The organism is Gluconacetobacter sacchari, from assembly GCF_014174255.1.
Taxonomy (GTDB): Bacteria; Pseudomonadota; Alphaproteobacteria; order Acetobacterales; family Acetobacteraceae; genus Gluconacetobacter; species Gluconacetobacter sacchari.
Genome location: NZ_JABEQJ010000001.1, coordinates 57,190 through 81,391 on the forward strand (window position 1 = coordinate 57,190; position 24,202 = coordinate 81,391).

The 24,202-nt window shown below is 64.2% G+C and carries 26 protein-coding genes; 18 read left to right on the forward strand and 8 right to left on the reverse strand.

What is annotated here, in order from left to right; genetic code table 11:
- The first annotated feature begins 3 nt into the window (after positions 1 to 3).
- From HLH48_RS00270 to HLH48_RS00280, 3 genes are all read left to right on the forward strand, one after another.
- On the forward strand, positions 4 to 393 hold the full coding sequence (locus HLH48_RS00270; RefSeq protein ID WP_182995501.1) for a response regulator: 390 nt from the start codon (positions 4 to 6) through the stop codon (positions 391 to 393).
- A 71-nt stretch (positions 394 to 464) separates the two neighbouring features.
- Positions 465 to 950 (forward strand): chemotaxis protein CheD, encoded by a 486-nt coding sequence (locus tag HLH48_RS00275; RefSeq protein ID WP_182995762.1) that lies wholly within the window; start codon positions 465 to 467, stop codon positions 948 to 950.
- A gap of 103 nt (positions 951 to 1,053) precedes the next feature.
- Positions 1,054 to 1,389, forward strand: coding sequence for a hypothetical protein (locus HLH48_RS00280; RefSeq protein ID WP_182995502.1), 336 nt, complete (start codon positions 1,054 to 1,056; stop codon positions 1,387 to 1,389).
- A gap of 46 nt (positions 1,390 to 1,435) precedes the next feature.
- Here the strand turns inward: HLH48_RS00280 and HLH48_RS00285 are convergent, their stop codons facing one another.
- Positions 1,436 to 1,837, reverse strand: coding sequence for a flagellar biosynthesis regulator FlaF (locus tag HLH48_RS00285; RefSeq protein WP_182995503.1), 402 nt, complete (start codon positions 1,835 to 1,837; stop codon positions 1,436 to 1,438).
- Positions 1,838 to 2,073: 236 nt separating this feature from the next.
- On the opposite strand from HLH48_RS00285, the gene HLH48_RS00290 reads away from it, so the two are divergent.
- A complete protein-coding gene (locus HLH48_RS00290) occupies positions 2,074 to 3,060 on the forward strand; it encodes a flagellin (RefSeq protein WP_182995504.1) in 987 nt (328 codons plus the stop codon).
- A gap of 112 nt (positions 3,061 to 3,172) precedes the next feature.
- Here HLH48_RS00290 and HLH48_RS00295 read toward each other — a convergent pair whose 3' ends face one another.
- Positions 3,173 to 3,757 carry a hypothetical protein gene (locus HLH48_RS00295; protein ID WP_182995505.1) on the reverse strand — a complete coding sequence of 195 codons (585 nt, stop codon included), beginning with the start codon at positions 3,755 to 3,757 and terminating at the stop codon, positions 3,173 to 3,175.
- 285 nt (positions 3,758 to 4,042) lie between these two features.
- Between HLH48_RS00295 and HLH48_RS00300 the strand changes: the two genes are divergently transcribed.
- The 5 genes from HLH48_RS00300 (at position 4,043) to HLH48_RS00320 (ending at position 8,861) form a co-directional block, all read left to right on the forward strand.
- Entirely contained in the window at positions 4,043 to 4,420 is a 378-nt protein-coding gene (locus tag HLH48_RS00300; RefSeq protein ID WP_246386593.1) for a flagellar hook-basal body complex protein FliE, read from the forward strand.
- Positions 4,421 to 4,567: 147 nt separating this feature from the next.
- The gene (locus HLH48_RS00305) at positions 4,568 to 4,843 is read left to right on the forward strand and encodes a flagellar biosynthetic protein FliQ (RefSeq protein ID WP_182995506.1); all 276 of its coding nucleotides are present in this window, start codon (positions 4,568 to 4,570) and stop codon (positions 4,841 to 4,843) included.
- A gap of 34 nt (positions 4,844 to 4,877) precedes the next feature.
- A complete protein-coding gene (locus HLH48_RS00310; protein ID WP_182995507.1) occupies positions 4,878 to 5,693 on the forward strand; it encodes a flagellar biosynthetic protein FliR in 816 nt (271 codons plus the stop codon).
- 12 nt (positions 5,694 to 5,705) lie between these two features.
- Positions 5,706 to 6,791, forward strand: coding sequence for an EscU/YscU/HrcU family type III secretion system export apparatus switch protein (locus tag HLH48_RS00315; protein ID WP_182995508.1), 1,086 nt, complete (start codon positions 5,706 to 5,708; stop codon positions 6,789 to 6,791).
- Between the two features lie 303 nt (positions 6,792 to 7,094).
- Complete coding sequence (locus HLH48_RS00320) at positions 7,095 to 8,861, forward strand: flagellar hook-basal body complex protein (protein ID WP_182995509.1); 1,767 nt, start codon at positions 7,095 to 7,097, stop codon at positions 8,859 to 8,861.
- A gap of 134 nt (positions 8,862 to 8,995) precedes the next feature.
- Here the strand turns inward: HLH48_RS00320 and HLH48_RS00325 are convergent, their stop codons facing one another.
- Positions 8,996 to 9,136, reverse strand: coding sequence for a hypothetical protein (locus HLH48_RS00325; RefSeq protein WP_182995510.1), 141 nt, complete (start codon positions 9,134 to 9,136; stop codon positions 8,996 to 8,998).
- Between the two features lie 191 nt (positions 9,137 to 9,327).
- Here HLH48_RS00325 and HLH48_RS00330 point away from each other — a divergent pair, with 191 nt between their 5' ends.
- Genes HLH48_RS00330 through HLH48_RS22910 form a run of 3 tightly spaced genes read left to right on the forward strand, consistent with a single transcriptional unit; the run spans position 9,328 to position 11,696 of the window.
- Positions 9,328 to 9,756: a flagellar basal body-associated FliL family protein gene (locus HLH48_RS00330; RefSeq protein WP_246386596.1), complete on the forward strand. Its 429-nt coding sequence runs from the start codon at positions 9,328 to 9,330 to the stop codon at positions 9,754 to 9,756.
- Positions 9,757 to 9,814: 58 nt separating this feature from the next.
- The gene (gene fliM / locus HLH48_RS00335; protein ID WP_182995512.1) at positions 9,815 to 10,966 is read left to right on the forward strand and encodes a flagellar motor switch protein FliM; all 1,152 of its coding nucleotides are present in this window, start codon (positions 9,815 to 9,817) and stop codon (positions 10,964 to 10,966) included.
- A gap of 19 nt (positions 10,967 to 10,985) precedes the next feature.
- Entirely contained in the window at positions 10,986 to 11,696 is a 711-nt protein-coding gene (locus tag HLH48_RS22910) for a DUF6468 domain-containing protein (RefSeq protein WP_220794939.1), read from the forward strand.
- Between the two features lie 12 nt (positions 11,697 to 11,708).
- On the opposite strand, the gene HLH48_RS00345 is transcribed toward HLH48_RS22910, so the two are convergent.
- From HLH48_RS00345 to HLH48_RS00360, 4 genes are all read right to left on the reverse strand, one after another.
- Complete coding sequence (locus HLH48_RS00345; RefSeq protein ID WP_182995513.1) at positions 11,709 to 12,209, reverse strand: hypothetical protein; 501 nt, start codon at positions 12,207 to 12,209, stop codon at positions 11,709 to 11,711.
- Positions 12,210 to 12,293: 84 nt separating this feature from the next.
- The gene (locus tag HLH48_RS00350) at positions 12,294 to 12,725 is read right to left on the reverse strand and encodes a hypothetical protein (protein ID WP_182995514.1); all 432 of its coding nucleotides are present in this window, start codon (positions 12,723 to 12,725) and stop codon (positions 12,294 to 12,296) included.
- Complete coding sequence (locus tag HLH48_RS00355; protein ID WP_182995515.1) at positions 12,722 to 13,093, reverse strand: rod-binding protein; 372 nt, start codon at positions 13,091 to 13,093, stop codon at positions 12,722 to 12,724. The genes HLH48_RS00350 and HLH48_RS00355 overlap by 4 nt, the downstream gene beginning before the upstream one ends.
- A 6-nt stretch (positions 13,094 to 13,099) precedes the next feature.
- Positions 13,100 to 14,194: a flagellar basal body P-ring protein FlgI gene (locus HLH48_RS00360; RefSeq protein ID WP_246386666.1), complete on the reverse strand. Its 1,095-nt coding sequence runs from the start codon at positions 14,192 to 14,194 to the stop codon at positions 13,100 to 13,102.
- 367 nt (positions 14,195 to 14,561) lie between these two features.
- On the opposite strand from HLH48_RS00360, the gene HLH48_RS00365 reads away from it, so the two are divergent.
- On the forward strand, positions 14,562 to 15,440 hold the full coding sequence (locus tag HLH48_RS00365) for a transglycosylase SLT domain-containing protein (RefSeq protein ID WP_246386599.1): 879 nt from the start codon (positions 14,562 to 14,564) through the stop codon (positions 15,438 to 15,440).
- Between the two features lie 17 nt (positions 15,441 to 15,457).
- Here HLH48_RS00365 and HLH48_RS00370 read toward each other — a convergent pair whose 3' ends face one another.
- On the reverse strand, positions 15,458 to 17,026 hold the full coding sequence (locus HLH48_RS00370; protein ID WP_246386602.1) for a tetratricopeptide repeat-containing glycosyltransferase family protein: 1,569 nt from the start codon (positions 17,024 to 17,026) through the stop codon (positions 15,458 to 15,460).
- A 296-nt stretch (positions 17,027 to 17,322) separates the two neighbouring features.
- Between HLH48_RS00370 and flhA the strand changes: the two genes are divergently transcribed.
- From flhA to HLH48_RS00395, 5 genes are all read left to right on the forward strand, one after another.
- Positions 17,323 to 19,419, forward strand: coding sequence for a flagellar biosynthesis protein FlhA (gene flhA, locus HLH48_RS00375; RefSeq protein ID WP_182995766.1), 2,097 nt, complete (start codon positions 17,323 to 17,325; stop codon positions 19,417 to 19,419).
- 145 nt (positions 19,420 to 19,564) lie between these two features.
- Complete coding sequence (locus tag HLH48_RS00380; RefSeq protein ID WP_182995517.1) at positions 19,565 to 21,340, forward strand: DUF1217 domain-containing protein; 1,776 nt, start codon at positions 19,565 to 19,567, stop codon at positions 21,338 to 21,340.
- A 110-nt stretch (positions 21,341 to 21,450) separates the two neighbouring features.
- Complete coding sequence (fliI, locus tag HLH48_RS00385) at positions 21,451 to 22,842, forward strand: flagellar protein export ATPase FliI (protein ID WP_182995767.1); 1,392 nt, start codon at positions 21,451 to 21,453, stop codon at positions 22,840 to 22,842.
- The gene (locus tag HLH48_RS00390; protein WP_182995518.1) at positions 22,839 to 23,264 is read left to right on the forward strand and encodes a flagellar FliJ family protein; all 426 of its coding nucleotides are present in this window, start codon (positions 22,839 to 22,841) and stop codon (positions 23,262 to 23,264) included. Before fliI ends, HLH48_RS00390 begins: the two co-directional genes overlap by 4 nt.
- 165 nt (positions 23,265 to 23,429) lie before the next feature.
- Positions 23,430 to 24,194 carry a hypothetical protein gene (locus tag HLH48_RS00395; protein ID WP_182995519.1) on the forward strand — a complete coding sequence of 255 codons (765 nt, stop codon included), beginning with the start codon at positions 23,430 to 23,432 and terminating at the stop codon, positions 24,192 to 24,194.
- Positions 24,195 to 24,202: the final 8 nt, after the last annotated feature.

Consider the following 24,202-nt stretch of genomic DNA (forward strand, 5'->3'; position numbering starts at 1 on the left):
AAAATGCCCGCGGCTTCACAGATCAGGGTCCTCATCGTTGATGACCAGTCTTCCATCCGTCAGATTCTGGCCAACAGCCTGGCACAACTCGGTTTCGCCCATATCGCGCAGCGAAAGGACGGCAAGGAAGCCGTCGATTATCTCGCACAGAATCCGACGCACCTCGTGATTTCCGATTTCAATATGCCCGTCATGGACGGGCTGGCCCTGCTGCGCGCCGTCCGCGGCAATCCCAAGACCCAGAAGGTCGCGTTCATCATCCTGACCGGCGAGGCCAGCCGTGACCTGGTTCAGGAGGCGGTCAAGGCGGGGGTGAACAATTTTCTCGCCAAGCCCTACACGGTCGCGAAACTGCGCGAAGTTCTCGAGAAGGTCTTCGGACCGATCACGTGACCGATCCGCTGCCCTCCACGACGGTCGTACAGGGCGAGGTCGTCGTTTCGGACGATCCGTCAGCACTTCTCATGACCCTCCTGGGGTCATGCGTGTCGGTGTGCATGTTCGATCCGGTGGCCCGACTCGGCGGCATGAATCACTTCCTCCTGCCGGGCGGGGGCGAGCGCGAAGACGAGGGCGCCCTGCGTTTCGGTGCCAACGCCATGGAAAAACTGGTCAATGGCATCCTGAAGGCAGGTGGCAAGCGCGACCGGCTGCGCTGCAAGGCCTTCGGGGGCGCGGCGATCGTTCCATCGCTGGGCCGCATCGGGCAGGAAAACAGCCTCTTCGTGATGCATTATCTGGCGGATGAAGGCATTCCCTGCATCGCCCGGAGCCTCGGGGGCACCCAGGCCAGGCGCGTGAGGTTCTGGCCGGTATCGGGAAAGGCCCAGCAGAGCCTGATCCAGGATGACCAGGCCATCGTCCGCCAGGAAGAAGCCTATAGCCGGCAAGAGACGGAAGCCGAACGGCAATGGGCACGCGAAGCCGGTTCCGGCGTCGAACTGTTCTGATCGTCAGAGCGTGGAAAGAAAGACAGCGATGACCATGCAATCCGCCACCACGCCAGGATCACGACACGGATCGCAACACCGGTCGCCCCAGTCGGAAATAACGGTGCATGACACGGTCTCCAAGGTCACGCAACTCCTGGACATGGCGGGTGAGGAACTGACAAGTGCCCAGCAGGCGGTCGCGGACTGCATGCGGAACTCCGCCTTGACCAGCGCGGAAATCTGCCGCCTGCAAAAACTGGATCTGGCGACACAGACTGTCGCCTCCGCGGCAACCGTGCTGAAGAACCTGATGTCTCTGTCCCCGATCGGAATCACGGACACCCTCAACGTGGCCAGCCTGGCCAAGGGGGTCACGCTCAGCGAAGTCGTCCAGGTCCTGAAAGGGGAGGACGGTTCGGGCCAATCGATGGGCACCGGTGAAATGGACCTCTTCTGATCCACCGGACCGGCGCCTCATCGCGGCCAGCGAGTCTTGTCAGCGATCAGACCATCCTGTCGGCGCCGCTGCCCCGTTCGTTTCCTTCCGACACCATCTCAAGCCCGGCAAGCACGTTTTCCGCGATTTCGATCAGCGGCGCCAGGGACAGGTCGGGATGCAGGATGGCCCTGATGCCATATTTCTGGGCCTGGTCGGCCAGCCGGACAAAGAGCGTCCGGTCTTCTTCGGACGCCAGGCCGTTATCCAGGATATTCGCCTTCATGATCATCGACCACAGGCGCTGATGTCGGTCCAGCGCCCGATTGCGCGCCTGCGGATCGCCCCCGCGCGCCGCGGCCTCAAGATCCTCGATAAGCATTCTGAAACAGACGGCCTCGGCCTCCCTTCCGGTAAGGGACGTTTCAGTCACGGCTTGATAGGCTTTGAGTGCTGGATGAATCATCATCTTACCGTCTGCGATTTCTCATACTCGACGCGTGTCATTCTAACCTACTCCTCTGCCCGAGGCTATCCTGTGCCGAAAACATGGGGATCGGATGCCGTCCAACCGGTCCGGTTTCATCCACGCCGTCGCCATGAAAATTCTCGCCGGGATCGTGCTGGTAACCTTCTCTTAGCCATTTCCCGATTTTCTGACCATGACCTGGCGCATACCAGGATATGCAGCATGGAGAAAATGCGGTGAGCCTTTCCATCAACACCAATGCCTCGGCGAAAGTCGCCATCGAGACGCTGAACGCGACCCAGAGTCAGTTGAGCAACACGGAAAACATGGTCTCGACGGGCCTCAAGGTTTCCACCGCCGCCGACAACGCCGCTGCCTTCGGCATCGCGCAGCAGATGCAGGGCAACGTGTCCGGCCAGAGCGCGGTGAATGACGGCCTGACCTTCGCCTCCCAGACCGTCAGCTCGACGGCCAGCGCCGCCAATCAGATCCTCAGCGTTCTGCATGAAGTGCAGGATGCGGTGACCTCGCTCGGCAACAATCAGGGCAGCCCGGCGTCGTTGGACCAGATCGGCACGCAGATCACCGGTTACCTCAACCAGATCGACACCATCGCCCGCAACGCGACGTTCAACGGCGTCAACCTGCTCTCCGGCAGCACGACGGACGGCCTGGGCATCACGTCCAGCGACCTGACCTACGTCACGGGCTTGCAGGGCGACAGCACGACCATCACCGGCTTCAATTCGACCATTGCCAGCTATCTGTCCAATGCGTCGGGCGGTCTGCTCACGAACGCCACCAGCTTTGTGCAGGGCACGACCGGCACGAGCCTGACGGACGCCCTGGGCCTGACCGTCAACAGCACCGCCGGCGTCTCCCCGACCAGCAACGTGTTCGAAAGCACCGGCGGAAAGCTCGGCACCGGCTTCACCGGAACCGCGTCGATCTCCGACATGATCGCCCAGGTTCAGGCCGCCATCAAGGCGATGACCTTCGTGACGTCGACGCTGGGCTCCAACTCCAACGTCATCACCAACATGACCACCTATGGCGCGACCATCTCCGACAACCTGACCAACGGCATCGGCGCGCTGACCGACGCCGACATGTCGGCCGCCAGCGCCCAGCTGACCTCGCTGCAGACCAAGCAGTCGCTGGCCATCAAGTCACTGACCATCGCCAACTCGCAGTCGCAGAATATCCTGTCGCTGTTCCAGTAAGTCCTTTCGGGCCAGCGGCCTGAAAGGGGAGATGCCCCCGGCGATCGCGCCGGGGGCATTTTTTATGTCTGGCAGACTACCTGAAAACGCGCTCCCGACACGCGTCCAGCCCTTATTCCACGGGTCCGTTCAAAATCCTGACGGCCAGGACGATCGGATTACCTGCCGAATCGGCTCCCGCCTGAAAACTCTGCCACGTTCCCGGCGAAAACACCCAGGTGCCGGCAAAGCTCGTCACAAATCCATGCGGCCTGCATGGTGCGCCCCCGCCATCCGGCTGCTGGCCCTCGTCGCGCTGGCTGCATTGCGCGATATCCGCTTCGGCCAGGGGGGCATAGACGGTCGCATCCATCTGCGCGGTCCGGCCGCGTATCTGTATCGTTCCGTTGACACCCGTCTTCTGCCCGACCGCGCCACCGGCCGCCGAATCGTCAGGTGCCCCACGCGTCACGACATCCGAAAATTTGGTGGCGTCCGTCGCGCAGACCTCCACCGAGGCCTCGCCGATCGGCAGGTTCGGATCGGCGGGATTGTTCTGTCGCGTGATCGCATGAACTTCCGCGATATGGACCGGCCCCGCCGGACAGCGGAGACCGTCCTCTCCGGTATGCGCGGTCGCGCTGCTGCTCCCCCTGGCAATGGCCGCTCCGCAACCACCCATCCCCAGCAAAGCGACCACCGCCGTGGCACCGCTCACCAAACGTCGCATATGCACTCTATATGATATGAATGACCTATCAACGTCGCACTTCAACGTCGCACTCCATGCACGCGCGACCCGACACTCTCCCGCCGCCATGCCACGACTGCTCCCACCTCCCGATGATGCCGGAGCGTGCAGGACACTCTCTATCATGATCCCAATCCGCCGCCCAGCATCCACTCAAAACCATTCCCGCTCCGTCATTTTATATTAATCAAAGGTAAAAACGCCGCTCTTGCCGTCGCGCCAGGACTGGGTTAGGCACTGAATGGCAGTGGCATGCCGGGATACCCAGCCAGGCAGAAGGGGCGCAGCACCGACACGATGATCAGCGATATCACCACCCGCAGCTTCGATGCGCTCAATGCCTACGGGCAGACCCAGAAGGCCTTGCAGCCATCGGCCGACGACACGCGGAACGATTTTTCCTCCGATTCCGTATCCAGTTTCGGCGACGTCCTGAATGGCGCGCTGCAAAACGCGGTCCAGACCGGCAAGACCGCCGAGACGATGACGGCGCAGGGCCTGTCCGGCAAGGGCAACCTGACCGATATCGCAACGTCCGTGGAAGAAGCAAAACTGACCCTGCAAACCGTCACCACGGTGCGGGACCGTATCGTTCAGGCCTACCAGGACGTCATGAAGATGTCGATCTGAAGACGCTGTGTGCAAAGTCGCCGTGCCGGCCGGCCTTGCACACAGCGTCCAGGCGCGGACATTCGGAACGACATGCCGGGCACGGCCCCGATGGGCCGTTCTCGCTCACCGGCCCTTTTTTCCAGCCAGGCTCCAAGTCCCGAACAGATGCAGCATACGGTCGACATCCATGAAATATTGCGCCAGACGCTGATCGTGGCGGTCAAGATGGGCGCGCCGTCCCTGCTGGCGTCGTTATGCGCCGGCATCCTGGTTTCCCTGTTCCAGGCCGTGACCCAGGTGAACGAGGCCACCCTGTCTTTCGTGCCGAAATTCATGGCCGCTGCGGCAGCCCTGATGCTGACGGGCTCGTTCATGTATTCCACACTGCATACTTACGCCCAGACCATCTTCGATCAGATGATCATGGTGGGCGGCTCGTGAAGACGGGCCGCGCGCCGGCAACGACCATCGTGGAATGAGCGGAGATCCGTTCTTTCCCGGCGGTTCCATCCCCGTCCTGGCCGCGATGTTCCTGATGACCCTGTGCCGGGTCAGCGCGATGGTGATGACAGCCCCCGGTTTCGGCGAAATGACCTCCCCCATGGTGGTCAGGGCCGGGATCGCCCTGGTCGTCACGATCACCATCCTGCCGGTGGTACAGGGTCATCTGGTGGCCGTATCCGGTCCGGCGCTTCATCAACCGTCCATGGTGGTCGCCATCATCGCGGGCGAACTGCTCTGCGGCGCCTTCATCGGGCTGCTGGCGCGCCTCGTCTCCATGGCGCTGATCATCGCGATGCAGATCATCGCCCTTCTCACCGGCCTCGCCAGCATCCTGCAACCGGACCCGGAACTCGGGGCATCCAGCACGGCCGTCAGCCACATGGCCTCCTCGCTGACACCGGTCATCTTCCTCTCCACCGGCCTCTACGTCCTGCCGCTGGTCGCGGTGACGGGCTCGTACCACCTGTTTCCACCCGGCCATATGCCGATGCTCGGCGACATGACGAAAAGCGTGGTGACCGCAACGGCACAGACATTCGTCCTGGCACTTCAACTGGCCGCGCCCTTCATCCTGATCGGCACCCTGTGGCCGGCCATGCTCGGCGTCCTGAACCGCCTGATGCCCTCCATCCAGGTCTATGGCATCGCCATGCCGGCCCAGTTACTGGGCGGCATCCTTCTGCTGGCCCTGCTGATCCAGGTCATGACCGGCGTCTGGCAGGAAAGGATGAGCGACCTGCTCGTCACCTTGCCGGGCGTGGGCGCAACCCCCGCACCACACGGATAGGGGCCGGCCCACATGGCGGAGGAAGGATCGGCCAGCGACGACCGGACGCAGGCGCCGACCGGGAAAAGACTGGAAAAGGCGCGCGAAGACGGCAATGTCGCGCAATCCCGCGAAACGCAGATGCTCCTGGTCCTGGGGGCGTTCCTCACCGTCTTCACCATGACGACCACGTTCTCGGGCGGCCTGTTTCTACGACACATGCGCGGATTGATGGAGCGGTTCGATACGATCCCACCGGATGGCAACGCACTCTACCTGATGCTCCGGCAGGCGGTGCGCGAAGGGGCCCTGCTGGCAGCGCCTCTGGTGCTGGTCTGCATGGCTGTCGTCATTGCTTCCAGCATGCTGCAGACGGGCCTGCTGTTCCGGCCCCAGGCTCTCATCCCCGATATCACACGCCTGTCTCCCCTGTCGGGGATCAAACGCGTGATCAGCGTCACCAACCTGATCGAAATGCTGAAAAGCCTGGTCAAGTTCGTCGTCTTCGGGGCCGTGCTCTATGGCGTGGCGCAAGGAACTCTGCACATCGCGCCCGAGGCCGAACGCTGGACCCTCCGCCACCTCACCGCGGAACTCATCTCCTGGTTCGTCTATGCCACACTGATCATCCTGGCGATCCAGGGCGTGATCGCCGTCCTAGACGAGATCTGGACACGCTACCACCGGCTACAGAAACTGCGCATGAGCCATCAGGACATCAAGGAAGAAGCGCGCGAAGCCGACGGCGATCCCAAGGTCAAGGCCAAGCAGAAACAGATCCGCATGCAGCGCGCCCGGCAACGCATGATCCAGGCGGTCAGGAAGGCCACGGTCATCGTCACCAACCCGACCCACTATGCCGTGGCGCTGTCGTATGAAAACAGTTCGGATGCCGCACCCCGGGTCGTCGCCAAGGGTTCGGACGAACTGGCCGCCCGGATCCGCGAGGCGGCCGAAGATTCAAAAGTCCCGATCGTCTCCAATCCACCGCTGGCCCGCGCGCTCTATACCCTGCCGGTGGATTCCGAAATCCCGCCGGACTATTTCCAGCCGGTCGCCGCGATCATCGCGTACATCATGAAGCTCAAGACCCCGGGCTCACGCGCGCCCCGACAGTAAAAGACGGCCCGACTGGTCGGCCTCTGCATCATATTCCCGGCTGGAGATAATTTGGTAACATATTTCCTGTAGCCATCAGCCTAGAATGGCGCAGGAAGTCCTTGCGTTTCGCGTCGCCCATGCTACTCAGGTGCCTAGCAAGGCACAGGTGTCGCGCAGGGAATGTTTCAGCCGCCATTCCATGTCCGTAAGATCCTACGCCCGACATGATGTCATAAGCCGCAAGGCCGTGATCGGGTAATGATCTTTCCTGCTTGATGGTAGGCGGAACAGAGAGCTGCGCGCGCAAGGCGGGGACGACGGATGTCAGTTTTCAATGCCCTTACCACGGCTGTCAGCGGTATCAACGCCCAGTCGACCGCATTTACGAATCTCAGCAACAACATCTCCAACAGCCAGACGGTCGGGTACAAGGCCACCACAACGGCGTTCCAGGATTTCGTCGCGAGTTCGCTGGCCAGCACGGCCTCATCCGATATTTCGGATTCCGTCTCCGCCGTCACCGTCCAGCATGTGGACAATCAGGGCACGGCGTCGGTCAGCACCGATCAGCTTGCCAGTTCGATTTCCGGCAGCGGCCTCTTCGTCGTTTCCAAGGAAACCGGCGCCACGACCTCAGCCATTCCGCAGTTTTCGTCTCAGGATTACTACACGCGCAACGGCGAGGTCTACAAGAACAACGAAGGCTACCTGGTCAATACCAGCGGCTACTATCTCGACGGCTACATGGCCGATCCCAAGACCGGAACACTCGGCACCGCCCTGACCCAGCTCAATGTCAACAACATCGCCTTCCGGCCGACCCAGACGACGACGCTGACGCTGAATGCCACTGTCGGCACGCTTCCGGCCAGCAGCACAAATCCGACGAGCACCAGCCAGACCTATACGACCGCGCCGGTCACGACCTATGATGCGAATGGCGAGCCGCATTCGGTGGGCCTGAACTGGACCCAGAACAGCGTCAATCCATATGTGTGGACCGTCAGCGCCTACGACGCCAGCGGCGGCGGCGCGATCGCAGCCAATACGTCAACCGTCACATTCAATACGAATGGCTCGATACAGTCCGTTACCTCCGGAACCGGCGCTTCCGCCACCACCGTGACGGCAAGCGGCGCAACCGCTTCCATTCCGATCACCGCGACGTACGGCAGCGCGGTGCAGAACATCACGCTCAATCTCGGCACGATCGGTGGAACCAGCGGCACGACCCTGGCGGCCGCCACCGGGACCCCGACCGCCAAACAGGTCAATCCCCTGGCCGCCGGAACGACAGCCGGCACACTCACGATGCCGGCCACGATCCTGGGCACCACCACTGGAACCGCCCAGACTTATACGACGGTGCCGTTCGACACCTCCGCGACCGACACGACCGGCGCGGACGCAGTGTCCGCCGTCTGGACGCAGGCACCCGTCACCGGCGCCACGACCAACCCCGTCTGGAACCTGACATTCGTCAATCCATATACCGGCGCCAGCCTTTCGGATTCCTATCAGGTTACCTTCGACCCGGCCACCGGCGCCGCGGCGTCCGTCTCGGATCTGACGCCAAACCCGAACAGCCCGACGCCGGTGCCAGGCGGCCTCAGCGCTCTGGCGCTCACGGTCGGCGGAACGGCTTATACGGCTAATCTCAGCAACGCCTCGCTTTCGACGGCCTCGACGCTGAGCACGGACACCTCGTCCCTCACGTCTGACAGCGTCGCCACCGGCACCTATCAGGGGATCCAGATCGAAAGCGACGGCTCGGTCATGGCCCAGTTCGACACCGGCACCCAGTTGGTGGGCAAGATCGCGCTGGCAAACTTCGCCAATGTCGACGGGCTGAATGCCGTCGACGGGCAGGCCTATACCGTCACGGCGGCCTCCGGCAACGCCAGGATCGGCACCGTCGGGGCCAACGGCACCGGCACGCTGGCGGTCGGATATGTGGAATCCTCCACAACCGACCTGACCAGCGACCTGTCCGCCCTGATCGTCGCGCAGGAAGCCTATTCCGCCAATACCAAGGTCGTCACGACCGCGGACCAGTTGCTGCAAACCACCATCGCCATGAAGCAGTAAGCTGATCCACACCCGGCTGGCCTCTGACGGACAGAGGCCAGCCGGCGTAACGAATACGATTGTTCCTCAGCCGATACGCGATGCCGCGCCTCGCCGGCAGACAGCGTGCTGCAATCGGCCTCCAATTCGTTCGTTCATGCCCGGCCGACATGGCCGCGTCGCCTTCCGGCCGCATCGAACCAGCCGACCTCCCCGACACGGGTCAATGACACCCCTTCGATCCCATCGCGCGGCGCACGGCGCCAGTCGATGGCGGCCACGCCGCCAATCGTCACGAACGGCCCAGCCCTCCCATTGAGCATGCACCGTGCAGTAGCTACACTGTCAACAAAGCGTTAACCTCCCTTCCCGGAGCCACCTGCATATGAGCGAGACTGTAACCGGCGGCGCATCCGGGCTTTCTTCCGCGGACGAAAGACGACAATCCATGGCAGCGGAAGCCGCACCCGGCCGTTCCAGGAAGACGATGCTCCTCGCAGGTCTCGTGGTCATTATCCTCGCGGCGGGCGGCGCCACGATGTTCATGACCAAGGGCCGCCTGTTTCATTCGGTCCAGCACGGCGTGGCACGCCAGGCGAGCCAGATGCTTCATCCCCCGATCATCCTGGGCATCCCGTCGATCGTGTCCAATCTCGATAATGGCGATGGCCGGCCGGTCTATGTAAAACTGACGGCCAAGGTCGAAATTTCGGGCGCGCGGGACGAAGCCTCGCTCCAGAACATGATTCCGCGCGTCCAGGACATTTTCCAGACATACCTCCACGAGACACGGCCGCAGGATATCCGGGGCGACGGCATCTATCGGCTGCGCGAGGCGATCATCCGTCGCCTGAGAGCGGAATTAACGCCCTTGCAGGTCACGAACCTGTATCTGGTTGAATTCCTGATTCAGTAATCGAAACGATTTACTTGATGCTCGCGCAGAATAGAGTTCAAACCGTGGCGAAGACACTATGCAGGACGTAAACGACACGCCGGACGCCGACCCGCCCCAGGAGAGCGACGCCGATGCGCCGTCCGACATCCATGGGCACGAATCGGCCCAGGCCCACGCGAGGCGAGAGGACGCGTCGACAGGGTTCGAGAACAGCATGATCAGCAGCCATGTTCTCGACCAGTCCGAGATCGACAGCCTGCTGGGCAATAGTTTTTCCAGCCTCCCCGACCGGGAGGAAACCGGCATGGAGCGCGTCATCAAGGCCGGGTTCGTGGCCTACGAACGCCTGCCGATGCTGGAAATCGTACTGGACCGGCTCGTCAGACTCCTGTCGTCCACGTTGCGCAATTTCACGAACGACAACGTCGAAATCACCATGGAGAGCACACGCTCGATGTGTTTCGGCGACTATATGAATACGGTGCCGTCATCCTCGCTGTTCGCGGTGTTCAAGGCCGTCCAATGGGAGAATTACGGCCTGATCGTCATCGATTCCGCCCTGTCCTATTCCATTATCGATATCCTGATGGGCGGCCCGCGCGGCGTCGGCCATGTCGGGACCGAAGGCCGCCCGCATACGGCGATCGAACGATCCCTGATCGAAAAACTGATCACGCTGACGCTCAACGACCTCTCGGCAGCCTTCACACCGGTCTGCACGATCGATCTCAGCTTCGAACGGCTGGAGGTCAGTTCCCGTTTCGCGGCGATCGCCCGCGCCTCCAATGCCGTGGTGATGACGAAGCTGCATATCGACATGGAGGACAAGAGCGGCAATCTCGACCTCATCATCCCCTATGCGACGCTGGAGCCGGTGCGTGACCGCCTGTCCCAGCAATTCATGGGCGAACGGTTCGGCCGCGACTCGATCTGGGAAAACCACCTGATTTCCGAGATTCTCGAAACCGACGTCGAGGTCTCCGCCGTCTTCGAGGAAAAACTGATACCGCTTTCCCAGGTGCTCGCCCTGCGTCCGGGCATGCAGATCGCCTTTCCCTACCGGCGCGACATCCCGATCCATGTCACGCTGCAATGCGGGCAGACGTCCCTGTTCGAAGGCAGACTCGGGCAATTGCATGGCAAGGCGGCCGTGAAGATCGAACGGCGCCTGGTGCCCGCGGACAGCCCGCACCCCCACAGCACACCTCCCCTCGCATCAAGCGAATAAGAAACCAGGATCATCGCAGATGCTGACGCAGATCCAGTTGATCATCGAAATCGTTTTATCGTTCTTCCTGCTATTGGGAATTATCTACAGTTTTTATCTCAGCCGCATTCTGTCCAGTCTCAGGCGCGACCGCGAAAGCCTGATGGCACTGGTCGAGAAACTGGAGGCCAGCGTAAAAAGCGCGGAAGATGGCGTGGAGAAGCTGCGCGTGGCGGGCGAAGTCAGCGGCCGTCCGCTCAGCCGCATGATCGAACTGGCCCGGGTCACGGGCACCGAACTGGACAGCATGGTCACCAAGGCCGACGCGACGGCCGATCGCCTCGAAACGGCAACCATCAAGGCCTCCCCGCACGAAAGGAAGCTGGAGCGACTACTCGAAAAGGCCGCTGAAGTCACACCCGACCACACCCTCCATGTCCGGAACGATCTCGCACCCGACAGCATGCGGCCGGAAACCGAGACGGCGCCCCTGATTGACACCCGGACAGGCAAGACCGAATCCGGATCGTCACAGCCACCCGCCGCGCCGACGATCACCCGCACGCCAAACGCCAATCCCGGCGACAGGCCTCACGACACGCTCCCGGCAATGCACGCCACGGAGCCTGGCCCCGCACCGGGAAACGAGAAATCGAGGAATGCCCGAACCAAGACCCCGGCATCGACCCGGCAGACAAATCAGCAGTTGAGACGGCTCGAGAACAATTTCCTGGGCCGGCCTGCCCGCTAGGGAACCGCTCTCCTACCAGTATCCGCCGATCACATGCCGGGGCTGGGTCGGACCGGGGTCCGCATTGGGCGACCATGCGCTCCAGTCCCACTCGGCCGTATCGCGCCTGTTCTCCGCTGTCATCGCCGGAATCGCCGACGCAGCCGGCACGGACCGCCGCCGCCTTTTCCCGGCATCGACCGCCGACAGATAATAGCTGTAGGCCGTCGCCGACCCCATATACACGCAGCCGCACCCGATCGGATCGGCATAAAGATAGACCGGCCCGACCGAAGACGGACGATAGGTCAGCGCGCCGGGCGGCAGCGTATTCATCATGGCGTAGCGCGCCGTCGTGTCCGCCTTGTGCGCAACGAAACCGGCGTCCGACAGGCGCCTGTCCATATCCAGATAAGGCCTTGCCGGAGACAGGCAGCCCGCCAGTCCGACGGATGCCAGCGTCGCCGCGCCCACCCGGATCGCATGCCACCGGATGCCCGGTAGACGCACCATGAAATGACGTCGCAATGTCATGAATACTCTTTTCGGGATAGCGAGAGATCGAATGCGGCGAGACCGTCCGTTCGCACCTGCACGATATCAGGTGCGGTCAGGTTTTCAGACATCGCTGCGCAGGGTCAATGCCGTCTGCGCGCCGATATTGGCCATATATTGACCCGAAGCCCCATACCCGACCCCTGCTTCCTGCGTCGCATCCACGACGATCAGCCGGATCAGGACGTTCTGCGCGTCGATCGCACCTTGCAGCAGGATACGGTTGGCCCGCACCAGCGCACCGAAGCGCCCGGCCGCCTCTTCGGTTTCCGGCGTCATCAGGACCTGCGTGTATTCGGCCGGCAATGCGTCTTCCCCGTCGACCAGCAGGATGCTCTCCAGGGCTTCCATCTCTCTCTGCTTCTTCGGAAGCATCTCCACGACATCCCGCAGCCTGCCGGCTTTCAGAAGATCGTTCTCCGCTTCCAGAACGGCACAGACCCTCTGGAAGCCGGCCAGGAGAGACCGCGCCGTTCTGTCCGGCGCGCGCTTCATGACTGGCCCTGCTCCCGCGGGCCGGCCTCCCGCCGGGCCGGTTCCTGGCCGCCCGCCACCTGCTGGCTCTGCTCCTGCATGGCCAGGATCTGGCGATAGACGCTGTCGGCGATGCCGATCCCGCCACTCTTGGCGATCTGCTTGCCGAGTTCCAGAACCTGAAGCGACCGGAACTGCTTTTCCGCCGCCCCCCCGCCGAACATGCCGTCGGACGTATCGACGGTATCGAACATCGGCTGCAACAATTCGCCGATGGTCACACTTTCAAACGAGACCGCCGCCTTGCGGGCCTGTTCCGCCTGTCCGGACGCAACAGGCTGCCGGTCGATCAAGGACAGCGAAGACGCGACACTGCCAACCCCACTCATGTCAAGCTACCTTACTTCAAGATCGGCCTGAAGAGCGCCGTCCGCCTTGATGGCCTGGAGGATACCGATCATGTCGCGCGGTCCCATGCCCAGGGCGTTCATGCCCGACACAAGACTGGCAAGAGTCGGCCCCTCGCGCAATATCCCAAGACGATTGGAACTGCCGGTACTCGCGGTGATCTGCGTGCGCGGCAGGATGGCGGTGGTGCCGTTGGAAAACGGGCCGGGCTGCGAGGCCACGGGCGCCTCGGTCACCTGGATCGTCAGATTCCCCTGGGCGATGGCGACCGTGCTGATGCGCACATTGTCACCCATGACGATCGTTCCACTGGCCTCGTCGACGATGACCTTGGCCATCGTGTCGGGCTCGACGCTCAAATCGCCGATGCGATACAGGGTTTCCGCCACATCGCGGCCGACCAGGTTGATGGCGATGGTGCGCGGGTCTTCGACGCGCGCCATGCCGCGCCCGAAATGGCGGTTTATCACATCGACGATTCTGTTCGCGGTCGTGAAATTGGGGTTGCGCAGGGACAGGTGGATGATGCCGCCGGCCCCCAGGCTGACCGGCACCTCGCGCTCGACCACCGCGCCATTGGCGATATGGCCGCTGGTCGGGATGTTCTGCGTCATGGCGGCGCCGGCGCCGCCGGCCGAGAACGCATTCGTGACGAGCGACCCCTGGGCCACGGCATACACCTCGCCATCGGCCGCCTGAAGCGGCGTGACCAGCAGCGTTCCGCCGGCCAGGTCGCGGGCATCGCCGACGGCGGAAACCGTCACGTCGATCCGCCCGCCCCCGTGTGAGAACGCCGGCAGCGTCGCGGTTACCATCACGGCGGCCACGTCGTGCGTCTGCAACTGGACTTCGCGGTCACGAATATTCACGCCCAGCCGATTGAGCATGCTGATCAGCGTCTCGCGGGTGAAGATCGTATTGGTCAGGCGGTCGCCCGTACCGCGCAGTCCGACGACCAGGCCATAACCGACCAACTGGTTGTCGCGCACCCCCTCGTAATCGACGATATCCTTCACCCGGACCATCGCGGCATGGGCTGGCGCGGGCGGCACCAACCCGATCAGGAGGCACAGCGTGGACATCAACGCCACGATCCGCCGGAAACAGAACATCTGCCTGCTCTCCGGGCGGGACCAGGCGGCCCGTATTCCCTCTCCGCTCCCGGAACGGTCGCGATGGAGGCCGGCCGTTCCGGGGCAAGTCCTCATGGACGCTGGTCACCTTTGCATGTCGGCTCATGGCATTCCGCGAAATGACCATGACGGACCAGAAGGATACGCCGCCGGTCCCCGACATTCAATGCCCCTCCGGCGCGAAATGGGCACGACCGCCACCCGGTTGTGAACAGCCCGGGAAATGCGGTAAAGCCGGACGGGTATCATGAAGACGGGGAGAGAGAGGGCCCGTGAAAGCCCGTTTGGACATACGCGCCGTTGAGCGAGAGCGGCCTTGAGGGCCACACGCACCGGAACACGGGAAATACCTGCCGGATCGCCGCCGGCACGCATCTCCAAACGGGTCCTGACCGGCCCTGCCCTGACGGCGATGGCCGCAGCCGCCCTGTTCTGGCCTGCGCGAAGCGCCCTGGCCTATCCGGCCGAAGCCGCGCGATGCATCGCGGCCACGGCGCAGGCCGAACGGGCGCTGCATGTCCCCGATGGGTTCCTCAATGCCATGAGCCGGGTCGAAAGCGGCAGGCCGGGCCCCGATGGCACGATTTCGGCGTGGCCATGGACGATCACGGCAGCGGGAATCGGACATTATTACCCGACCCGTGCCGAGGCGACCGCGGCCGTGGAGATCTTTCGCCAGCAAGGCATCCAGTCGATCGATGTGGGCTGCATGCAGGTCAATCTGCAACAGCACCCGGACGCCTTCGCCTCGCTCGACCAGGCATTCGACCCGATGGCCAATGCGCTCTATGCCGGCCGGTTCCTGCTCCAGATGTATGACAAGACGGGAAGCTGGCCCCGGGCCGCCGCCGCCTACCATTCCCAGACCCCCGGCATCGGCACGCCCTACCAATGGAAGGTGCTGGAGGCCTGGGCGATCCCGCAGGACGGGCGGGACACGCGGCCCGCCCCCGCCCCACCGGCCTTCCCCCATCCCGCCATGCCCCGGGCGATCCGGCAGCCGACACGCACCGCCGACGCGCAGCCCGAAGCCGACGGCAATCCGCCGCCGCCAGCCAGGACCTTCCATCCGTTCCAGGGATTTGCCCATTTTTCCCAGCCCACGCTCCACCGGCCGGCGGCGGGCAACATGCGCGGACGCACCCTGGCATCCTACCGCGCCAATCCCGTCGCACTGGCCGGCCCCACGGGCTGAGCGGCACTCTCCCCCTGCTATATCCAGTTGCGCAGGGCGCGCCCGACTTCCTGCAACACCGGCGCGAATGACCGCTCCCGCGCCCTGAACACGCGCATGTTCGGATACCAGGGCGAACTGTCTCCCACGTCGCCCCAGCGCCAGCACGCGTCCCAACGGCTGATCAGCCAGACCGGGCAGCCGACGGCCCCCGCGAGATGCAGCGGCGCGGTATCGACGGAAATGACCAGATCGAGATTTTTCATGATCGCGGCGGTATCGGCCATGTCCCGAACCCCGTCCATCGGGTCGAACAGGGCCTGCCCCTCCCACGTCGCGATTTCCGCGCGCGGCCTGCCGAACTGGAGGTTGACCAGCGTCACGTCGGCCGGCGTCAGGGCCGCTCCCATGTCCGCCAGGGTGGTCGACCGGCGCTTGTCCGCCATCACATGCTCGGACTGCGTCCGCCGGTCGCCCGCCCAGACCAGGCCCACACGCGGCCGCGCAACGGGCATGAGCGCCGCCCATCGCGCGACGTCACCGTCATCGGCACGCAGATACGGAACGGTATCCGGAATGTCGCGCACCGACATCACGCCGGCGATATACGGCAGGTCCGGGATGGGGGCGGCATAGCTGTACCCCGTTTTCTCGCCGAAGCCCTTCTTGTCGTGAACGGACACGCCCGGGAAGGACTGGGCCAGGAGTCGAACCAGCGTGCGAGGCACGAGCGCGGTCACCTCCGCTCCCCTTTCCAGCAGGAAAGGAACCAGGCGGATGAACTGGATCGTATCGCCCAGCCCCTGCTCCGAGAACAGCAGGACCTTCCGCCCCGCCACGTCGTCGCCATGGCGCAGGCGCGGCAGGGACATGAACCACGCCGTCTCGTCATCGACGATCAGCTTCCGCCCGACATAAAGCTCCCACCCCTCACGCAGCCTCCCGGCCTTCAGCAGCGTGCAGGAATAGCCGAAACTGATCTCGGGCTTGGACCGGTCGAGCGCCAGTGCCCGCTCGTACCACGGCAGGGCCTCGGCCGAGCGATTGAGACGCTCCAGGGCGCATGCCAGATTGTTCAGAAGCGCGGCGGTCACCTCCCCGCCCTGAAGATGGGACCGCAGGATCTTCAGGGCCTCCTCCGGATATCCGACCTCCAGAAGCGACATCGATATGAATTCGCATATATTCGCCCGCTCGGCCGGATAGCGCTGCGTCATGTCGGCGAACAGGCCGCATCCCCCGGCGATATCGCCGGCGGCCATCCGGATATGCGCCAGGAACGATTGCGCCGGCACATTGTCCGGGCTGCACCGCAACACGTTGCGCAACAGGGTCTCCACGATGTCATAGCAGGCACTGTACCGCAGGATCACCGTCGCGCCGGCCAGACTGAGCTTCCAGTCATCGAGACGCAGGGACGTCACTTCCAGGATCAGGCGCAGGGCATCGGCAAATCGTCCGTCGCCCACCAGCCCGTCGCAGATCCGGATCAGCGTATCGGGCGTCGGCGATCGCAACAGGCTGTCCTTGCAGCACGCCAGGTCCCCGGGCGGCGCTCCCTGCTCCGCCCCGGCCACCATGTCGTCCATCGTTCCAGTTTCCGTCATCTATCCCGCCCCGCCCGGTTCGGATGGGCCGAAAGCCCCCGACCGCGCAAACATCATTTTCGCGCCTTGCTCAACGCGAACTATACCGGTACTTATCGGGCTCAGAAACCGGGCTTCGCGGCCATGGCGAATCGTGTCGGTAACGTCATGATTGCGACCGGTATGTGATCCGGCATGTGATAAGGAAACGCGGCATCTTGGACCCCGCCAATGGCAGCACGATCGCGAGCCCCGGCGAGGGCAGGCTGACGGCCGGGGCCACCGCGCGCGCCGCGCTTCCGTCGCTTCTGCGCGGCATGGCGTCGTCGACCAGGTTCCTGCGCGGCAGCGGGCCCGGCGGGCTCTCCTGGCGGTCCCTGGTCCCGGGGACGGATATCGGCCTCGCGCTCGGCGTCCTGCTGCTGCTGTCCATCCTCGTCGTCCCGCTGCCGACCTTCATCCTCGACATGGGGCTGTCGCTGTCGATCACCACCTCGGCGCTGGTGCTCATGGTTTCGCTTTTCCTTGAAAAGCCGATCGAGTTCACCTCGTTTCCCACCCTTCTGCTGCTGACGACGCTCCTGCGGCTGGCCCTCGAAATCGCGACCACACGCCTGATCCTCAGCCACGGCAACGAAGGCACCTATGCCGCCGGCCATGTGGTGGCCGCGTTCGGCGGCTTCCTGATGGGAGGCGACGTCGTGATCGGCGGCATCGTGTTCTCCATCCTGCTGGTGGTGAATTTCATGGTCATCACCAAGGGCTCCGGCCGCATCGCGGAAGTCGCGGCCCGCTTCTTCCTCGACGCCATGCCCGGCAAGCAGATGGCGATCGACGCCGAACTGTCCTCAGGCGCGATCAACGAACGGACGGCCCGCCGCAAGCGCGGCGAACTGGAAGAGGAAAGCGCGTTCTACGGCGCCATGGACGGCGCCGCCAAATTCGTGCGCGGCGACGCGATCGCCGCCATCATCATCACGGCCATCAATATCGTCGGCGGCCTGGCCATCGGCGTGCTGCGCCACGGCATGCCGGTGAACGAGGCCGCCAGCACCTTCACGACCCTGACGGTGGGCGACGGGCTGGTCTCGCAGATTCCAGCGCTCCTGGTCTCGACCGCCGCCGGCATCGTCGTCACCAAGGGCGGCACGGACGGGTCGGCCGACGTCACGCTGGTCCGCCAACTGGGCGGCAATCCCAAGCCGCTGGCCATGGCGGCGGTCCTGGCGGCATGCTTCGCGCTGCTGCCCGGCCTGCCGGCCATCCCCTTCCTGGCCATCGCCGCCCTGGCCGGCGCGGGGGCCTGGTGGCGCCACAGGACGCCCACCACGGACAGCGACGGCGACGTGACCGAGGCCACGCCCGCCGCCCCGGCGACGGCACCGATTTCCGATGTCCTCAAGCTCGACCTGCTGCGCCTCGAACTCGGCTTCGGCCTGCTGCCGCTGACCAGCGGCGAGAACTCCCAGTTGACCGAACAGATCAAGGCGCTGCGCCGGGCGATCGCGACCGAGATGGGCTTCGTGACGCCGCCGGTCAGGATCCAGGACAATATCCTGCTGTCGTCGGACAAATATGTCATCAAGCTCAAGGAAATCGAAATCGGGTCGGGCGAGGCGAAGCCCGGCAAGCTGATGGCCATGAGCCCCTCCGGCGGCGCGCCGCCCCTGGCCGGCGACAAGGCGACCGAGCCCGCCTTCGGGCTGCCCGCGGTCTGGATCGACCCGTCGCTCAAGACCAAGGCCATCGCGCTGAAATGCACGGTGGTCGACCCCGCGAGCGTCATCGTGACCCATCTCAGCGAACTGGTCCGGCAGAACCTGCCCGACCTGCTGACTTACGTCGCCACCCAGTCCCTGCTCGACGATCTGCCGCGCGAGCAGCAGAAGCTCGTCAACGACCTGATCCCGTCCCAGGTGACGCTGAGCACCGTGCAGCGCGTCCTGCAATCCCTGCTGGCGGAACGCATTTCGATCCGCGATCTGCCGACGATCCTGGAAAGCATCCAGGAAGGCAGCGGCCTGGGCCTGCGCGGCATACAGAACCTGACCGGCCATGTGCGCGTCCGCCTCTCCCGGCAGATTTGCAGCACCCTGGAAGGCCCGGGCGGCTATATCCCCATGATCACGCTGTCCCCGGAATGGGAGGCCGAGTTCCTGAACCACATCACGGGACAGGGCGAGGAACGGCGCCTGGCCATGCCGCCCTCCCTGCTGAACCGTTTCGTCGCGCGCCTGCGTGAGACTTTCAATACCGTGTCGGCCACCGGCGAGGTGCCGGTCATCGTCGTCTCGACCCCGGTGCGGGACTCCATGCGCTCGATCGTCGAGCGCGTCCGGCCCAGCGTCTCGGTCCTCTCGCAATCCGAGATCTATCCGCGCGCGCGTATCAAGACGATCGCGACCATTACCTGAAATGGAGCCAAAGAAATCGCGCCCTCTGTCTCCTCGGTTTCATGAGAATGACCCTATGGCCATGACGATCCGAAGGCTCTAGACTGGCGCAACGGGATCATAGTCGCACCTTTCGCGTCATGGCAGGGAATCAAGGATCGGGCTGATGTCCATCTCCGTCGTCTCTCCGGTTACGTCATATCTTTCCGCCATCAAGGACGAACCGACGGCCGCGGCGACCTACGCGAAGACCGACAGCGTCACCCGGCAGCAGGTCGCGACATTCGAAAAGGATGCCACGTCGATCACCTCGGTCGACGGGCTCCTCAAGAATTACTCGGTCCTGCAAGTGGTACTGGGCGCCTACGGGCTCAGTTCGATCGCCAACGAGACCGCGCTGATCAAGGACCTGCTGACGCAGGACCCGACCTCGTCCAAGTCCCTTGCCAGATCGTCGGGCAACGCGGCCTGGCTCGCCTTCGCCGACGCCTTCAAGATCTGGGGCCAGAACAAGGGGTCGACCTCGGTGTCGCCCTTCCTTGCCGACGGGGTCTCCGACGTGCTCGCCCAAACCTTCACGGCGACGACGTCCATTTCCGCCAGCATCACCCTGCCGTCAGCCGCAAAGACGGGCCAGAGCTATACGACGGCCCCCGTCACCGCCTACGATTCGAGTTCGACCGCCCATCAGGTCGCCCTGAAATGGGCGCAGAGCACCACCAACCCCCTGGCCTGGACCGTCAGCGCCTATGACGCCGACGGCAACGCGGCGGTCCAGGCGAACGCCTATCAGGTCACGTTCAATCCCGACGGCACCATGGCATCCGTCACCGACGCGTCGACCGGCGACGCCGTGCCTCCGGCGACGGACGGCACCATCTCGCTCCCCCTCACCCTGAACATCGCGCAGCCGGACGGCACCTACGCGTCCCAGGCCCTCGGCCTCGATCTCGGCACGCCGGGCGGAACAGGCGGCGTCACGATGGCCACCGGCAACACGCCCTCCACCAGCATCAACGCGAGCCAGGTCGCCAGCCTGACGTCGTCGTCGGGTTCCAGCACCACCCTCACCCTTCCCTCGATCACCCTGGGCAGCCTGTCGGGGACAGGCCAGACCTACGTCACGGCACCGTTCGACCCGAACCAGGCCTCGGACACCGCGAATGGTGTCTCCCCCGACAATCAGACGACTCTTTCGGTCAAATGGGTCCAGAGCACCACCGCGCCATCGACCTGGCAGGCCTATATCATCGATCCCTACGGCTCGACGGTGACCAGCACGGCCCTGACCACCAGCTTCGACAGCACCGGAAACCTGCTCCAGGTCAACGGCCAGTACACCCACACCATTCCGCCCCTGCAAGCGCAGGTGAACGGCGTTGCCTACACGGTCAATATCCAGCCTCCCAACGTTTCGACATCGGCATTGACGCCGGACACGACGCTGACGAACAACAGCACGGTCGTCGACACCGCGAGCGGGGTCAATATCGGCACGGTCGTGTCGCAGTTCGAACAGGAGCAGTACGAAAACAGCCCCGACATGCAGGATGACGGGGTCGGCAACGCGCTCTATTTCACACGCAAGATGAGCGGCATCACATCCCTGTCGCAATTGATGTCCGACACCACCCTGCTGACCGTCGCGGAAACGGTTTCGGGCTACGATCCTTCGACGTTCGGAACCCTGGATTATGACGAGCAGGTCCGCCTGCTCAAGAACAAGGTCGATCTCACCAAGCTCTCGACCCCCAAGGAAATCCAGCAATATGCAGAACAATATCTGGCCCTGCTGCAAATCACGCCGCAGAAGCCGGACAAGCCGGCATCCCTGATGGATCTGTACGGCGGCGATACAAGCGACGAAGGCATCGCGGCGCTGTTCGGCGCCAGCGACTCGTCCTCGTCGTCGAGCAGCGGCCTTTATTCCAGCATGTTCTGAAGAGGCCGCCGAAACAGCCTCGAACCTGACGGAACAGATCCAGCGTGCTTCCTGACGAAACGAATGCCGGAACCGAAAGAACGTCGCGAGACGCAGCACTGGGTGCCGGGATGTCCCGCACGCTGGATGCCATTCGCAACGCCGTGGCCGGCCCGTTTCATGATATCCCCGTCGGCATTCTGGAGGGGCGCGTCACCGGCCTGACGGGGCTTTCCGTCTCCCTCAGCGGCATGCGCGACTTTACCGGCGTGGGCGACCGCGTCAGCATCGTCGGACTGGACGGGCGCGAGACGGATGCCGAAATCGTCGCGTTTCGCGGCGACACGGCGATCGCCATGCCGTTCGGGTCGCTGGCGGGCATCGGATCGGGCTGCCGCGCGACCTTCCGCCTGTTCGACCAGGACCAGCGCCGCCGCAGGGCGGGCGGCACGCTGGCCGTCAATCCCCTGTGGCAGGGGCGCGTCATCGACCCGATGGGCCGCCCCGTCGACGGCAAGGGCCCGCTGCCCCCGGGCGGCGAGCCCTGCCGGCTGCACGCCCCTCCCCCCGAGGCGGCGCTGCGGGCCCGCCTCGGGCCGCGTATCGATCTGGGCGTGCGGGTGCTCAACCTGTTCACGACCTGCCGCCAGGGCCAGAGGCTGGGCCTGTTCGCCGGCTCCGGCGTCGGGAAATCCACGCTGATGGGTATGCTGGCACGCAACACCGATTGCGACGTCGCGGTGATCGCGCTGGTCGGCGAACGCGGCCGGGAGGTCCGGGAATTCGTGGAAGACGATCTGGGCCCCGATGGACTGGCGAAATCGGTGGTCGTGGTCGCCACTTCCGACACCTCTCCCCTGATGCGCCGCGAAGCCGCCTATGCGGCGATGACGGTGGCGGAATATTTCCGCGACCAGGGTCGATCGGTGCTGCTGCTCATGGACAGCGTCACGCGTTTTTGCCAGGCGCTGCGGGAAATCGGCCTGTCTTCGGGGGAGCCGCCGGCGACGCGGGGCTATCCCCCCAGCGTCTTCGCCGAACTGCCGCGCCTGCTAGAACGCGCGGGCCCGGGCCTGGCCGGCCCGGACGGCGCGGCCGGCCAGATCACGGCCATGTTCTCGGTCCTCGTCGAAGGCGACGATCACAACGAGCCCGTCGCCGACGCGGTGCGCGGCATCCTCGACGGGCACGTGGTGCTGGAACGGCGGATCGCCGAATCCGGGCGCTATCCCGCCGTCAACGTCCTGCGCTCCCTCTCGCGCACCGTTCCCGGCTGCAACAGCGTGGAAGAAAATGCCCTGACGCAGGAAGCGCGCACCGATCTCGCGACCTGGGACGATATCCAGGACATGGTTCGCCTGGGCGCCTATCGGGCCGGAAACGATCCCGTCACCGACAAGGCCATTCGAGTCGCCCCCGCGATCGAACAGGTCCTGAAACAGGCGCGCCACGACAGCGCCACGATCGCCCAGAGCTTCGACGCCCTGCGCGGCGCCCTCTCGGCCGCCACGGCCGCGCAATGACGTCCCGCACCCGCGCGCTCCAGTCCCTGATCCGCCTGCACAGGACGCAAGTCGACGAAGCCAGGGCGATGATGGCCCAGGCGCTGGCCGAGGAGCACGCGGCGCATCGCCAGTTGGAAAACAGCCAGGCGGCGATTGAAAACGAACGAGAGGCAGCGCGGTCCGATCACACGACGCCCGACGCTTTCCGGCACTGGCTCCCCTTCGGGCAGGAGGCGGTCGAGCGCGCCCGCGACGCCCTGCATGCCGCCACCCGGGCATCGCACCAGGCGCGCGAAACCCTGATGCAGGCCAATGCGGCGCTGAAGGCGGCGACCGCACTTCTGGAACGGCGTCAGGAAGAAGAAAAGGCGGTCCGCGCCCGGCGGGAACTGGCCGAAATCGACGATATGTCGCGGCGAGTTCGAATGATCCCAGGTTGACATGCAATGTTCATACATCACGCAGGCCGGACGATCGTCGTTTTTACCCTGTTTCGTCCTTGAGTAAGTGGAATGCCCCGGCTATCGCTGTTCATCGGGGCCGGAGCATGACCGCGCCCGATACGATCCGGACATCCCAATGGATATGAGCGGCCAGGAAAGCGCATGGAACAGACAGAACAACAGACCGCGAAGATCTTCATCGCCACGCCCTGTTTCGGCGGCCTGGTAACGCAGGAATACATGGAATCCGTCATTGCCTGCACCGGCATCATGCGAACTCCGATGACGCTCTCCCTGCTCGGCGACGATGCGATGATCAGCCGGGCGCGCAATACCCTGGTCCATCAGTTCTTCACGCGCTCCGATGCCTCGCACATCCTGTTCATCGACGCCGATATCGGCTTCGCCGGCGAAGCGCCGGCCCGCCTTCTCGCGGCCGGCAAGGACGTGATCGCGGGCATGTATCCGATCAAGGACCGGTTCTGGGACCAGGCGACCCAGGAGAACATCCTGCGCGGCGAAGCGCAGGAAACCTCCTCGCTCCGCTATGTCGGCGAGACGGACGCCATGCACCAGACCTGGGAAAAAGGGCCGCTGCTGCGCACGCATTACGCGGGCACCGGCTTCATGATGATCAGCCGCAAGGCGATCGCCAGCATGATCAGGCATTACCCCGAAACCGCCTATCGCCGGATCGACGCCGCCGGCAGCGGTGACGAAGGCATGTGCCACGCCCTGTTCGACGCCAGCATCGATCCGGAAACCGGCACCTATCTGAGCGAGGATTTCACCTTCTGCCGGCGCTGGCGCGAAATCGGCGGCGAAGTCTGGCTCGATACGTCTCTGTCCCTGACGCATGCCGGGCGCGCGGCCTATCGCGGCAATCCGTCCTGCCGCGTCGGCCAGGTCCACCTCAAGAGCATGTAAGATCACGG